The following is a 12,940-nucleotide window of genomic DNA, read 5'->3' on the forward strand; positions in this document are numbered from 1 at the left end:
GCTGTTTTGTTGGCGGCGTCGAGCTCGAGCACCTTGGCGTAGGTCTCTTTGGCCTCGTCGCTTTTCTGTTGCTTTTCCAGCGCGAAGGCCAGGTTGTTGAGGGCGACGGGGTAGTCCGACTTGGCCCGCAGGGCTGCGCGGTAGTGCTTGATCGCGCCGCTGTAATTGCTTTGGGCCGCCAGGGCAAAGCCCAGGGCGTTTTCGATCAGGGCCTGGGCCTCGCTGGGTTCGCCGCTGGCTCGCTTGGCGGCAAGCTTCAGGTTTTCCGTGGCTTGCCCGTAGAGGCGTTTGCGCAGCTGGACTGAGGCCAATTCGTAGAGGTCGCCGGCACTCTTGTCGCCGGCCTTGGCCTGGGCTTCGAGGCGTGCCAGGGCGGACTCGTCGCGGCGGACCCGCAGGATCTGCCGTGCGACGAGCACCGCAGCGGTGCCGAGCAACAACAAAAGCCCAATCAGGTAGGCCTGTGGGAGTGAAACATCCATGGACCGACCGGACTGGGCTTAGTTGTGATTGAAGGGGGCGTTCAGCTCTTGGCGGCGCCCACGACAGTGGCGAAGCTGGTGGGATCCAGCACGGCCAGCTGGGCCAGCATCTTGCGGTTCAGCTGCACGTCAGCCTTCTTCAGGCCACCGATCAGACGGCTGTAGCTCAGGCCATTCAGGCGAGCAGCAGCGTTGATACGGGCGATCCAAAGACGACGGAAGTCGCGCTTGCGGCGGCGACGGTCGCGGTAGGCGTTGCAGAGCGCCTTCATCACCCGCTGGTTGGCGGTCCGGAACAGGGTGCCGTTGCCACCACGGAAGCCACGCGCAAGGCGAAGGATCTTGTTGCGGCGTTTACGGGCGACGTTGCCCCTCTTAACGCGGGCCATGAATAGTTCTCAGTGAATGTTGAAACTGCTGTGAGGTGAAGCGATCAGCTGTAAGGGAGCATGGCCTTCACGTTGTCCGCATCACGCTCGTCAACCACGGCCATGGTGCCGAGGAAGCGCTTGCGCTTAGGGCTCTTGTGATCGAGCAGGTGATTGCGGAAAGCGTGCCGGCGCATGAACTTCCCGGTGCCGGTCGCTTTGAACCGCTTGGCGGCTGCTTTGCGGGTCTTGAGCTTCGGCATTGTCTACGCGCTCGTGCACAAACGATGAGAGTAAGACTTCAGAGTGCCTTCCGCCAACTCCCCCTAGGGTTTGGCCTGGATCCAGTCAGGCGATGCAGCGTTCCTTGATGGCGGTCCTCGCCGCGTCCTGTCTCCTGGCGGGCTGCCAAGGAACGGATGCCCAGGCCCAGGCCCTGACCCACCGGCCAGTGCCCGCCCCGCCAAGGGTGGATGGTGCCCAGCCCGTGCTCTGGGTGGCTCTAGCGGACCATCTGGGGGCCGCGCCGCTGCAGCTGGTGGCGGCTGCTTCTGTGGTGAGGCTCAGCGATGCCTCCGGCTTTCAAGCCAGTGGCCAGCGCCTGTCCTTGCGCTGGAGACCCAAGCCGCTGAGCGAGCCGCTCACGATTCGCCGGCGGGTGCTGGGGCCGTTCTCCAGCTTTGAGACCGCTGAGCAGGCCGCCCTGGCTTGGCGTCGTCTCGGAGCAAAGGCTGTGGTCGCCCACCCCGGGGAGTGGGAGGTCTGGGCTGCCCCGGACCAGCCTGTTCCGCCGGCCTACGGCTCCAAGGTTGAAGAGAAGGTTGTCAGTGAGGTCCTGACCCTGCAGCTGGAACGGCCCGATGGCTGGAGGGATCTCCAGGGGCCTGTTCGGATTGAAGCCTCCGCTGGCCTGCGCTGGCAGGGCGGGGTCTTCCAGGGGCCCTTCCGCCTGCAGCCCGACGCCTATGGCAGTTGGACCCTGGTGGAGCAGGTGCCCTTAGAGCGCTATCTCCACGGTGTCGTGCCCCATGAGATCGGTGCTGGAGCGCCGCCTGCGGCTTTGGCTGCCCAGGCGGTGTTGGCGCGCACCTGGGCCCTGGGCAATCAGCATCGTTTTGCCCTGGATGGCTACCACCTTTGCTCGGATACCCAGTGCCAGGTCTATAGCGATCCACGCCTGGCCCGTGCTGGGGTGAAGCAGGCCATTCGATCGACCCAGGGCCAGGTGCTGACCTGGCAGGGGCAACCGATCCATGCCGTCTATCACGCCAGTAACGGTGGAGTCAGTGCCGACGAGGACGAGGCCTGGACCTTGCCCGAACTCGCCTATCTGGAGCCCGCTTTTGATCGGGCCGGAGGCCCTCCCCAGGGATTGGCTTTGCCCCTCACCCAGCGTCAGCAGGTTCGATCGGTCTTGGCGGCGACAGCGGGTGTCTATGGCCAGAACCACCCCTACTTCCGCTGGCAGCGCGTCCTCGGGCAGGACACCTTTGCCCGTGCCCTGGGTACGGGAGCGGCCGCCGTTGGATCGCCGGTGAAGCCGGTTGTTCTGGAGCGGGGCCCGAGTGGTCGCGTGGTGCGGTTGGCCCTCAGGGGGCCCCTGGGAGAAAAGGTGCTGGTGCGGGATGCCATCCGCCGCACCCTGCGTCGCTTACCCAGCACCCTCTTTGTGATTGAACCCGCCGGGGCAGGTCTTTGGCGCTTCGAGGGAGGTGGTTTTGGCCATGGCGCTGGTTTGTCTCAGGCCGGCGCCATCGATTTGGGAGGACGGGGTTGGAGCGTGAAGCAGATCCTTCGTCACTACTACCCGGGAACGGAGTTGGTTCCTCTGCCAGCCATCAAGGCTGCGAAGGGGGGCTCTTAGAGTCCGCACATCCTTGGGATCGCCATGGCCGCTGGGGGCACAGCCACAGGAGCGCGCCGACTGCAGGCCTCCCTCTTTCTCCTCTGCTGTTGCGGTGCGGCAGCGGTTCCCCATCGTCTGCCTGCCTCCCAGGCCCTCTGGCCTGCCACGGCCCTGACGCTGCTGCTGGGTCTGTACGTCCTGCGCGCTGTCTTTCTTCCAGCGCTGAGAGGTGCGAAGGCGGAAGGCCCAGCCGTCTTGGAGGCGTTGCCCGCCGTTGATCTGGTGGTGGCAGCCCGCGATGAAGAAGCTGTGATTGGTCGCTTGGTGGAGCGACTGGCCGCTCTGAGTTACCCGGCCGATCGCCTCAAGATCTGGATCGTCGATGACGGCAGCGAAGACCGCACCCCAGAGGTCCTGAGCGAGTACCAGGCCCGTTTCCCTCAGCTCCAGGTCCTGCGCCGTCCCCGCGATGCGGGCGGCGGCAAGTCGGGCGCTCTGAACGCGGTGCTGCCGAACCTCCAGGGGCGTTGGCTCTTGGTCCTGGATGCCGATGCCCAGTTGCAGCCGGATCTGCTGGAGCGGTTGGTTCGCTTTGCCGAGCAGGGCGGTTGGTCCGCCGTGCAGCTGCGCAAGTCCGTGGTCAATCCCGACCTCAATTGGCTGACCCGCGCCCAGGCCATGGAGATGGCCCTCGATGCCGTCATCCAGCAGGGCCGACTGTTCTCCGGCGGTGTTGTTGAGCTTCGGGGCAATGGTCAACTGCTCCAGCGGGAGGCGGTGCTCAGCTGCGAAGGCTTCAACGAAGCCACCGTCACCGATGACCTCGACTTGAGTTTCCGTCTGCTGGTGCAGCAGCAACCGGTTGCCCTGCTCTGGGATCCCCCGGTGCAAGAGGAGGCGGTGACCGCCTGGAGTGCCCTCTGGCGCCAGCGGCAACGTTGGGCCGAGGGGGGACTGCAGCGTTTCTTCGATTACTGGCCTCAGCTGACCGGAAGCGAGGTCTCTGCGGCGCGCAAGCTCGATCTGAGCTGCTTTTTTCTGCTGCAATACGCCCTGCCCGTGATGGCCGCAGCCGATGCCCTCACGGCCCTGATCACGCGCACGCCACCGCTGAGTTGGCCCCTGTCCTTTGTGGCCTTTGGCCTCTCGGGCGGAGCGATTTTGGCGGGCTGCTCCCGCCGCTCCGAAGGACCGGACCTACCCGCGATGGGCCCGATCAACCTGGCCTGGGGCATTGCCTATCTGGGCCACTGGTTCGTGGTGATTCCCTACACCACCCTCCGGATGGCGCTGCTGCCCAAGCGTCTGGTCTGGGCCAAGACCCTGCATGTAGGGGCTGAGCCTGATCAGGCCGCGGCTTGATCGTCGCTGAGTTCCGGCAGGGGATCCTGCAGGTCCACCACTTCGCCGTTGAAGAATTCGGCGAGCCGCTTGGCCTGGTCATCGATCAGCCCATGGGGTTTCCGTTCAGGCGGCGGTGCTGGCGTTGCTGCCGGTGCTGCTGACGTGGGTGCCGGAGTCGGAGCCTCAGCTGGAGCTGGAGCTGGAGTCTGGGGTTGGGGAGGGGTAGCAGCAGCTGGAGGTGCCTGCGGAGGCTCCGGTGTCTGCGCTTGAGGCGCGGGCTGTGGCGCAGGCGCGGGAACGGGTGGGGCCGGCGCTACGGGTGCTGCGGGTGCGGCGCCGGCCTCGAGAACCACCTGCCTTGGGCTGCCCAGGGCGGAGGCGACGGCTTTCTCCAGCAGGGGTAGGCGGCTCTGGACCATGGCGGTCCAGTTGCCGGCGACCTGAACGACGGCGCGCTGGCTGTCGAGGCGGGCCAGGGAGGCCTGCTGGGAGAGGAGCATGCGGGTCGAGGGCAGCTCCAGCCCCGCCAGGATCTGCTGCCAGAGGGCGGCCAGATCTGGGGTCTCCGTGCTGGTTGCCGTGACCGGTTCAGGGGCAGGAGCGGCAGCCGGCGGAGCTATGGGCTCAACGACGACGTCTGGGGCAGGCGGTGCGGGAGCCGGGGCTGCTGGTGTGGGGGCTGCCGCCTGCGGGGTCGGGCGGGGACTGGTCGTGGGGACACTGGTGGCGACGGCGACGGCGGGTTCAGCCAAGAGACCCAGGAGAAGCACCTCAAGCCAGAGCCGGGGCTGCACGCTTTGGCGCAGTTGCTGTTCGCTGCCTTTGAGTTGCGCCTGCCAGCGCAGCAGGGTCGCTTTGCCGATGCTGCGGGCGAGGTCCGGCAGCTCCCCTCGGATTTGGGGCGAGAAGCTCGTGAGCTCCAGGCGATTGGGGGCAACCCCCGCGAGCACCAGATCCCGCAGCAGGCCGGCCATTCCCTGGAGCACGGCACCGGGTTCGCGGCCGCGCTCGAGCAGGTTGCGGATCGCTTCGATCACCCCCAGCGGCTCGGCCCCGGCGAGGGCCTGGGCCAGTTGCAGCAGTTCCTGCTCGGGCACGGCCCCCAGCAACTCCCAGACCGCCGTCGGTTCGACCGGCCCGGGTAGCAAGCTCAGCTGATCCAGCAGGCTTTCGGCATCCCGCAGGCCCCCCTGGGCCCGCTGGGCCACCACATGCAGGGCTTCTGGCGTGATTTGGATGTTCTCTTCCTTGGCAATCCAGCCCAGGTGTTGCTCGAGGGCATCGAGGGGAATGCGCCGGTAGTCGAAGCGTTGACAGCGGCTGAGGATCGTGGGCAGGACCCGCTGCGGGTCAGTGGTTGCCAGGACGAAGACCACCCGCGGGGGCGGCTCCTCCAGGGTCTTCAGCAGGGCGTTGAAGGCCGCGGTCGAGAGCATGTGGCACTCGTCGACCACATAGACCTTCCAGCGGGCTTGAACCGGGGCGAATCGAGAGCGTTCAATCAGCTCGCGGATGTTGTCGACACCGGTGTTGGAGGCGGCGTCGATCTCGATGACATCGAGGGCATTGCCGTTGGCAATGGAGGTGCAGAGCTCACAGCTGCCGCAGGGCTCTGGGGTCGGATGATCCGAGCTGAGGCAGTTGAGGGAGCGCGCCAGGATGCGGGCGCTGGAGGTTTTCCCTGTCCCTCGGGGCCCACTGAAGAGGTAAGCCGGCGCAATGCGACCGGAGCGCAGGGCATTGCCCAAGGTCGCGGCGATCGCCTCTTGCCCCACAAGCTGGTCAAACCGCTGCGGGCGGTACTTGTGGTGGAGCGGTTGGTAGGCGGCCGGCATCGCTGGAGGCTACTGGCCCTCGACGCCTCTGTTCGGGTTTGAATCCTGCTGCTGATCTGTCAGGAGGCGCTCGAGCTTGGCTTCCATCTCCTCCACCTCGCTCAGCTGATCCGCCAGGGTCTGGGCAGCCAGGCGCAGTCGCTGGAATTGGGGTTGCTCAGCTCCGGCTCCCCAGCGCTCTTCGGCGCGGGACAGCTCGGACTCCAGTTTGGTTTGCAGCTTCAGCCGCAGGGCATCGAGTTGCTCCAGGCTGCGTCTGACGAGTTCGCGTCCCTTCTCCAGCTGGCTCGCCTCCAGGCGTCGCCCCTGACGCAGGAGCAGCTTGGCGCCGCTCAGGACCGCAGCAGGCATGAACTGGCCCAGGGCGAGGGCCCCCCAGCTGCCGGCCTGGAGGACCTCCTCCACCTGGGCGCTGCGATGGCGTCCGGTTTTGCACCAGTGGGCGAAGTGTTCGCAGTTGTTGAAGAGCAGGTTGTAGTTCTGCTCCCCCAGTCGCCCCATGGCTCGGCGCAGGGTTTGCCCTGCCGGCAAACAGGCCCCCTCGGGGTAGGACACCACCGTTAAGGGCTGGCCGCGGCTGAATGCGTCGAGGGGGCTGCGCAGAATCTCACGCCCCTCGAGGTAGTGGGCGACGCTGCCGTCCCCGAGGTCGATGCCGTGGTGATTGAAGAGGCCGTGCTGCCGCGGCACCTCAAGGTGATCAGCGGCAGCCACGGAGCCCTAGGCCGATTCCTGTTGCGCGGACTCGCTGCCCGGAAGAGGGAGGATCTTGGCCTGGGTGCGTTCCTCCACCAGGGCCCGGGTGACCGTGAAGGCCTTGGTGCTCTTGTCGGACGGCAGCTCGTACATCAGGTCGAGCATCAGTTCCTCGACGATCCCGCGCAACGCCCGGGCGCCGGTCTTGCGGCGGTGGGCCTCGGCGGCGATGGCTTCAACGGCCCCGGGCTCAAACTCCAGCCGCACGTCGTCCATGCTCAGCAGCGTCTGGAACTGCTTCACCAGGGCGTCGCGGGGCTCGGTGAGAATCGCCTCGAGTGCGTGGTTGTCGAGGGGCTCGAGCACGGCGTTCACCGGCATGCGGCCGATGAACTCGGGGATCAGGCCGTACTTGACCAGGTCGTCGGGCTGGAGGTGGCGCAGGACCTGGGCGGCCTGTTGGTCCTTGCTCTGGCGGCCGCGGCGGCCGCCTTCGGGGATGAAGCCGATGGCGTTCCGGCCCATCCGGCGCTGGACCACGTCATCGAGGCCGACGAAGGCACCACCGCAGATGAACAGGATCTGGCTGGTGTCGATCTGAATGCAGTCTTGGTAGGGATGCTTGCGGCCCCCTTGGGGGGGGACGTTGGCCACGGTGCCCTCCAGCAGTTTCAGCAACGCCTGCTGAACGCCCTCCCCGGAGACATCGCGGGTGATCGAAGGGTTCTCGCTCTTGCGGGCGATCTTGTCGATCTCGTCGATGTAGATGATTCCGCGCTGGGCCTGGTCGACGTCCAGGTCAGCCTTCTGCAGCAACCGCAGCAGGATGTTCTCGACGTCCTCCCCGACGTAGCCGGCTTCGGTCAAGGTCGTGGCATCGGCCACGGCGAAGGGCACATCCAGTAACTCGGCCAGGGTCTGCGCCAGCAGGGTTTTGCCGCAGCCCGTGGGGCCGATCAGGAGGATGTTGCTCTTGTGCAGCTTGGTGGCGGTTTCGTTGCTCTCGCCCTTGCCGTCGCCCTGCCAGGCCAAGCGCTTGTAGTGGTTGTAGACCGCAACGGAGAGGACCTTCTTGGCTTCCTCCTGCCCCACGACCTGGGCGTCGAGGTGGGCCTTGATGTCTTGGGGTTTGGGGATTTCGGCCAGCGTCGGAGCAGGCTTGCTGGCTTTTTTGGCGGGAGCTTTGCCCTTGGCTTCCTGGGCTTGGCGGCCAGCGCCGGCGCCACCATGGCCCTCAACCAGCTCTTCGTCGAGGATCTCGTTGCAGAGATCGATGCACTCGTCGCAGATGTAGACGCCAGGGCCGGCGATCAGTTTGCGCACCTGGTCTTGCGACTTCCCGCAGAAAGAGCACTTCAGGTGGGCGTCGAACTTGGCCATCGGGCAAGGGCTGTGGCGGCGTTGAGCGGGAGGGCTTCGGGGCGGTGTCCCGAAACTTCAGGATCGGTGCGATCCAGCGCTTCGTCAGCCGTCCTTAAGGATCAAACCGGGGTCGTATCGGTGACGACACGATCGATCAGGCCGTATTGAACCGCTTCTGCCGGGGAAAGGAAGTAGTCGCGGTCGGTGTCTTCAGCGATTTTCTCCAGGGGTTGGCCGGTGTGTTCGGACATCAGGCCGTTGAGGGTCTCCTTCAAATAGAGAATTTCCTTGGCCTGGATTTCGATGTCGACAGCCTGTCCCTGGGCTCCGCCAAGGGGTTGGTGGATCATGATCCGCGCGTTCGGGAGCGCCAGGCGCTTGCCCTTGGTGCCGCCGGAGAGCAGAAAAGCTCCCATGGAGGCGGCCAGGCCGTAGCAGATGGTGACGACGTCGGGCGCGACCTGCTGCATGGTGTCGTAGATCGCCAGACCCGCTGTCACTGATCCCCCAGGGGAGTTGACGTAGATCTGAATGTCTTTCTCGGGGTCCTCTGCCTCGAGAAACAGAAGCTGGGCAACCATGGCGTCGGCCACCTGGTCATCAATGCCGCTGCCCAGAAAGATGATGCGTTCCCGCAGCAGACGGGAATAGATGTCAAAGGCCCGATCGCCTCGGCCGGATTGCTCAACCACGGTGGGGAGCACACCCGGTGCAGCGGTCGGACCAGTGACGATCGAGGATTGGGGCCCTTGGCCCAGCCAGCGGTTCTGGATTGGGTGAGGAGTGCTGGCGTTGATCACTCGGCCGGACTGGAGTCAGTCCGGCCAATCTATGGGGATCAGGCCTCGGTGGTGGCCGCCTCGGCGTCGTCGGCCTTGGCTTTTTTCTTCGCAGCCGGCTTGGCTTTGGCCTTGGGCTTCTCCTCGGAGGCCTCAGCCGCCTTCTCCGTGACGGTGGAGTTGCTCTCGAGCCAGCCCAGGAGCTTCTCGCGCATCAGATCCTCCTGAACCGCTTGGCGCAGACGGTTGGGATCAATCCGGGAGCTGTCGCTGAAGCCCCGGCTCAGTTCCTTGACCTTGGCGTCGATCTCGCTGGCTTCCAGTTCCAATTTCTCGGCCGCGGCGAGGGCCTTGAGGGCCAGGCTGCGCTTGAGGCGCTCCTCGGCTTCAGGGCGGGAGCTTTCGCGCAGGCTTTGGATCAGCTGAGGGGTGAAGAGCTTTTTGACGTCCATCCCTTGCTGGGCCAGTTGGCCAGCGGTTTGCTCCAGGAGGGTGACGATTTCCTCTTGGACGAGGGTCTCGGGCAGTTCCACCTCCAGTTGCTCCACCAGGGCGGCGAGCAGGGCGTCGTGGCGGTTGGACTGGTGGCGGCGCTCGGCGTCTTCCTTCAGCCGGGTCTCCAGATCGCTGCGCAGTTCGGCCAGGGTTTCTTTGTCGCTGGCCTGCTGGGCGAAGGCGTCATCGAGGGCCGGCAGCTCACGGCTCTTCAGCTCGCTCAGGGTGATGTCGAAGCTGGCTTTGCGGCCGGCTGCATCCTCCTGGGCGTAATCCTCGGGGAACTCGCACTTAATGGTTTTGCTGTCGCCAGCCTTCATGCCGATCACCCCTTCCACGAAGCCGGGGATCATGCGGCCCTCTTCCAGTTCCACCTCCATGGCGTCGCCGCTTCCGCCTTCGATGGCTTCGCCGTTGTCGCTGTAGGTGCCCTTGAAGCTCAGGACCGCCACATCACCGGCGGCCGCGGCGCGGCCTTCGACCGGCACCAGGGTGGCCATCTGACGGCGGGACTGCTCGATCAGCTCATCGACGCGAGCAGGATCGAAGCTCACGGATTCAGCTTCAGCCTTCAGACCTTTGGTGCTTTTGAGCTTCGGAGTGGGCTCCACATCCATCTCAAGGGTCAAGGTCAGTTCTTGACCGGGCTCAAAGCGCTCGAGGAGGGACTCGAAGCCACCGTCCAGGGCGGGTTGGCCGATGGCGGGGATCTCGGCTTGCTTCAGGGCGTCCTTGAAAACGCTGTCGACCAGAGACTCCAGGGCAGTGGCCCGAATCTGCAGGGGGCCGATTTGCTGCATCAGCACAGCGCGGGGCACCTTGCCCTTGCGGAAGCCGGGGAGTTTCACGCTGCGGCTCAGCTTCTCGACAGCCGCGTTGTGGCTCCCTTGGGTGCGTTCACCAGGAACGGCGATCTCGATGGCCATCCGGCTGCCGGGACGGGCGCTGGTGCTCAGCTTCAGGTCTGCCTGTTTGGCAGTGGCTTTACTGGCGGTGCTAGCGGCAGGGCTCATGGATGTGATCGAGACGGCGGGCCGATGGGTCGGCTGGGGCAGCCCACGATCCTAATTAGTCACCTGTGACGAGCTCCAACAGGGCTGTACGCCCTCGGCCTTGGCCACGTATTGTCTTGAGCAAGAACCAGTGACCTGAAGAGTTTTGTGGCGGTGTCCCTCGGGACTCCGAACAGCTTCTGCAGGTTGTGCATCCGCCTTTACCGGGATGCTCCACCGTTCGTCTTTCTCGGTCTTGGGTTCGTTGATCGCGCTCACCGTTGATTTTTCGCTCCACCTCTTCTCTCCTTCCACCCCCCTCTGCTGATCGACGCTTCTGATTCAGCCTTTCCCCGTTTCAGCCCTTCTCTCTGTTTGACGGATTCCGCCTCCGAGTGAGGCCCTGTTCAGATCCCAAGGCATAGAGCTCTCCTTATCCCTTGCACCTCCGTTGACTTCCACCGACGTCCGTTCGCTACCCAGCCGTCCCCTGCATGTCGCCGTTCTTGGGGCGACGGGTGCCGTCGGCCAAGAGTTGTTGACCCTGCTCCAAGAGCGGGCGTTCCCCGTCGGTCAACTCACCCTGCTGGCCTCGCCGCGTTCGGCCGGACAAACCCTGGAATGGAACGGCCAGGTCCTGACGATTCAGCCCGTGAGTGCTGAGGCCTTCGCGGGCGTTGATGTGGTCCTGGCTTCGGCCGGTGGCTCCGTGTCCAAGCAGTGGGCGCCTGTGGCGGCTGCGGCTGGTGCAGTGGTCATCGACAACTCCAGCGCCTTTCGCATGGATGCTGGGGTTCCTCTGGTGGTGCCAGAGGTGAATCCCCATGAGGCTTTCCGCCATCAAGGGGTGATCGCGAATCCCAACTGCACCACGATTTTGATGACCCTGGCCTTGGCGCCTTTGGCCGCCCGCCGGGCCATGCGCCGTGTTGTGGTCAGCACCTACCAATCCGCCAGTGGTGCCGGAGCCCGTGCCATGGAGGAGCTCAGTGAGCTCAGTCGCACTGTCCTCGACGGTGGCACGCCCATGAGCAGTGTTCTGCCCTACTCCCTGGCGTTCAATCTCTTCCTGCACAACTCTCCTCTTCAGGACAACGGCTACTGCGAAGAGGAGCTCAAGATGGTCAATGAAACCCGCAAGATCATGGGTCTGCCGGATCTGCGTATTTCGGCCACCTGCGTTCGCGTTCCGGTTCTGCGGGCCCACTCCGAGGCGATCAACATCGAGTTCTGCGAGCCCTTCCCCGTCGAGGAGGCGCGGACGTTGCTCAAGGACGCCCCCGGCGTTGAGCTGATTGAAGACTTCAGCTCGAATCGCTTCCCCATGCCCACGGACGTCACCGGGCGTGATCCGGTGGCCGTTGGACGTATCCGCCAGGACCTCAGCGAACCCAACGCCCTCGAGCTCTGGCTGTGCGGTGACCAGATCCGCAAGGGGGCGGCCCTCAACGCGATTCAGATCGCTGAGTTACTGCTTGATCCGGTGGCCGCTGCCGCCGCTGCTCAGGCCCCAGCTGGAGCGTCGGCATGAGCAAGGCCTTGACCCCAGGCGCCCACTCCCCTGCCCCCTTTGGTCGTGTGATCACCGCGATGATCACTCCCTTCGCGGCCGATGGCTCGGTGGACCTGCCGATGGCGGCCAAGCTGGCGAGCCATCTGGTGGATCACGGTTCCGATGGTCTGGTGATTTGTGGCACCACCGGCGAGTCCCCCACCCTGAGTTGGGATGAACAGCACCAACTGTTCTCCGCCGTGAAGGAGGCCGTCGGTGCCCGCGCCAAGGTGTTGGCGGGAACGGGCAGTAATTGCACGGCCGAGGCCGTGGAGGCCATCGGTGAAGCGGCAGCCCTCGGTGCCGATGGCGCCCTGGTCGTCGTGCCCTACTACAACAAGCCTCCCCAGGAAGGCCTTGAGGCCCATTTCCGGGCCGTGGCCCAGGCGGCGCCCCAGACGCCACTGATGCTTTACAACATTCCTGGCCGCACCGGTTGCAGCCTCAATCCAGAGACCGCCGCACGGTTGATGGATTGTCCGAACGTGGTCAGCTTCAAGGCCGCGAGCGGCACGACTGAGGAGGTCAGCGCCCTGCGTGCGGTCTGCGGCGAGCGTCTGGCGATCTACAGCGGTGACGATGCGCTGACGCTGCCGATGATGGCCGTCGGCGCCGTTGGCGTGGTCAGCGTGGCTAGCCACATTGCAGGCGATCAGATCCAGCGCATGGTCCAGGCCTTCCTGGCCGGAGAACTCAGTGCCGCCCTGGCCGTGCATGAGCAACTGCTTCCGCTCTGCAAGGCCCTCTTCTGCACCACCAATCCCATTCCCGTGAAGGCGGCTTTGGAACTGAGCGGTTGGCCCGTTGGTGCCCCACGTCTTCCTTTGGTTTCTGCATCGAGCGATGTGCGCGAACAACTCACCTCCGTCCTGGCAGCCCTGCGTCCCACTTGACGCCAAGGCCGACCTGACCTGTTGCTGAGCAACCCCTTTCTCAACGTTTGTTCCCCGTGCGGCTGAGCCGCCTCCCCTTTTCTGAATGACTTCTCAAACCCCTGGCCGTAACGGCGCCGCCAAGCAGCCCCACCTGCGGGTGATCCCCCTCGGTGGCCTGCACGAGATCGGCAAGAACACCTGTGTGTTCGAGTACGGCGACGACATCATGCTCGTGGATGCCGGCCTGGCCTTCCCCAGTGATGGCATGCACGGCGTGAACGTCGTGATGCCCGACACCAGCTATCTCAAGGAGA

The 12,940-nt window shown here is 65.1% G+C and carries 12 protein-coding genes and 1 pseudogene; 5 read left to right on the top strand and 8 right to left on the bottom strand.

Features of this window, described 5'->3' with window-relative positions:
- The 3 genes from QZ184_RS06555 to rpmI all read right to left on the bottom strand — a co-directional run.
- Nucleotides 1–482: tetratricopeptide repeat protein (locus QZ184_RS06555; RefSeq protein WP_296418681.1), on the bottom strand; the 482-nt coding region annotated here is incomplete at its 3' end.
- Nucleotides 483–523: 41 nt separating this feature from the next.
- A complete protein-coding gene (gene rplT / locus QZ184_RS06560; protein ID WP_010313919.1) occupies nt 524–871 on the bottom strand; it encodes a 50S ribosomal protein L20 in 348 nt (115 codons plus the stop codon).
- A gap of 44 nt (nt 872–915) precedes the next feature.
- Nucleotides 916–1,113, bottom strand: a complete 198-nt coding sequence (gene rpmI / locus QZ184_RS06565) for a 50S ribosomal protein L35 (RefSeq protein ID WP_010313917.1) — start codon at nt 1,111–1,113, stop codon at nt 916–918.
- A 92-nt stretch (nt 1,114–1,205) separates the two neighbouring features.
- Between rpmI and QZ184_RS06570 the strand changes: the two genes are divergently transcribed.
- Complete coding sequence (locus tag QZ184_RS06570; protein WP_296415425.1) at nt 1,206–2,714, top strand: SpoIID/LytB domain-containing protein; 1,509 nt, start codon at nt 1,206–1,208, stop codon at nt 2,712–2,714.
- A 24-nt stretch (nt 2,715–2,738) separates the two neighbouring features.
- The gene (locus QZ184_RS06575; RefSeq protein ID WP_296418683.1) at nt 2,739–4,058 is read left to right on the top strand and encodes a glycosyltransferase; all 1,320 of its coding nucleotides are present in this window, start codon (nt 2,739–2,741) and stop codon (nt 4,056–4,058) included.
- On the opposite strand, the gene QZ184_RS06580 is transcribed toward QZ184_RS06575, so the two are convergent.
- From QZ184_RS06580 to tig, 5 genes are all read right to left on the bottom strand, one after another.
- On the bottom strand, nt 4,043–5,875 hold the full coding sequence (locus QZ184_RS06580) for a DNA polymerase III subunit gamma/tau (RefSeq protein WP_296418684.1): 1,833 nt from the start codon (nt 5,873–5,875) through the stop codon (nt 4,043–4,045). The two genes, QZ184_RS06575 and QZ184_RS06580, sit on opposite strands and share 16 nt — an antisense overlap.
- Nucleotides 5,876–5,884: 9 nt before the next feature.
- Complete coding sequence (locus tag QZ184_RS06585; protein ID WP_296415418.1) at nt 5,885–6,589, bottom strand: lecithin retinol acyltransferase family protein; 705 nt, start codon at nt 6,587–6,589, stop codon at nt 5,885–5,887.
- 6 nt (nt 6,590–6,595) lie between these two features.
- Nucleotides 6,596–7,951: an ATP-dependent protease ATP-binding subunit ClpX gene (gene clpX, locus QZ184_RS06590; protein ID WP_010313906.1), complete on the bottom strand. Its 1,356-nt coding sequence runs from the start codon at nt 7,949–7,951 to the stop codon at nt 6,596–6,598.
- Between the two features lie 101 nt (nt 7,952–8,052).
- A complete protein-coding gene (gene clpP / locus QZ184_RS06595; protein ID WP_029626062.1) occupies nt 8,053–8,733 on the bottom strand; it encodes an ATP-dependent Clp endopeptidase proteolytic subunit ClpP in 681 nt (226 codons plus the stop codon).
- A 38-nt stretch (nt 8,734–8,771) separates the two neighbouring features.
- Nucleotides 8,772–10,220 (bottom strand): trigger factor, encoded by a 1,449-nt coding sequence (gene tig, locus QZ184_RS06600; RefSeq protein WP_010313902.1) that lies wholly within the window; start codon nt 10,218–10,220, stop codon nt 8,772–8,774.
- A 430-nt stretch (nt 10,221–10,650) separates the two neighbouring features.
- Here tig and QZ184_RS06605 point away from each other — a divergent pair, with 430 nt between their 5' ends.
- From QZ184_RS06605 to QZ184_RS06615, 3 genes and pseudogenes are all read left to right on the top strand, one after another.
- On the top strand, nt 10,651–11,730 hold the full coding sequence (locus QZ184_RS06605) for an aspartate-semialdehyde dehydrogenase (RefSeq protein WP_296415409.1): 1,080 nt from the start codon (nt 10,651–10,653) through the stop codon (nt 11,728–11,730).
- Entirely contained in the window at nt 11,727–12,644 is a 918-nt protein-coding gene (gene dapA / locus QZ184_RS06610) for a 4-hydroxy-tetrahydrodipicolinate synthase (protein WP_247476638.1), read from the top strand. The genes QZ184_RS06605 and dapA overlap by 4 nt, the downstream gene beginning before the upstream one ends.
- A gap of 85 nt (nt 12,645–12,729) precedes the next feature.
- Nucleotides 12,730–12,940, top strand: a pseudogene (locus tag QZ184_RS06615) (ribonuclease J); the annotation flags it as partial.

The sequence above is a fragment of the Vulcanococcus sp. DEBay_Sum22DG08_74 genome, from assembly GCF_017852955.1.
GTDB lineage: Bacteria > Cyanobacteriota > Cyanobacteriia > PCC-6307 > Cyanobiaceae > Vulcanococcus.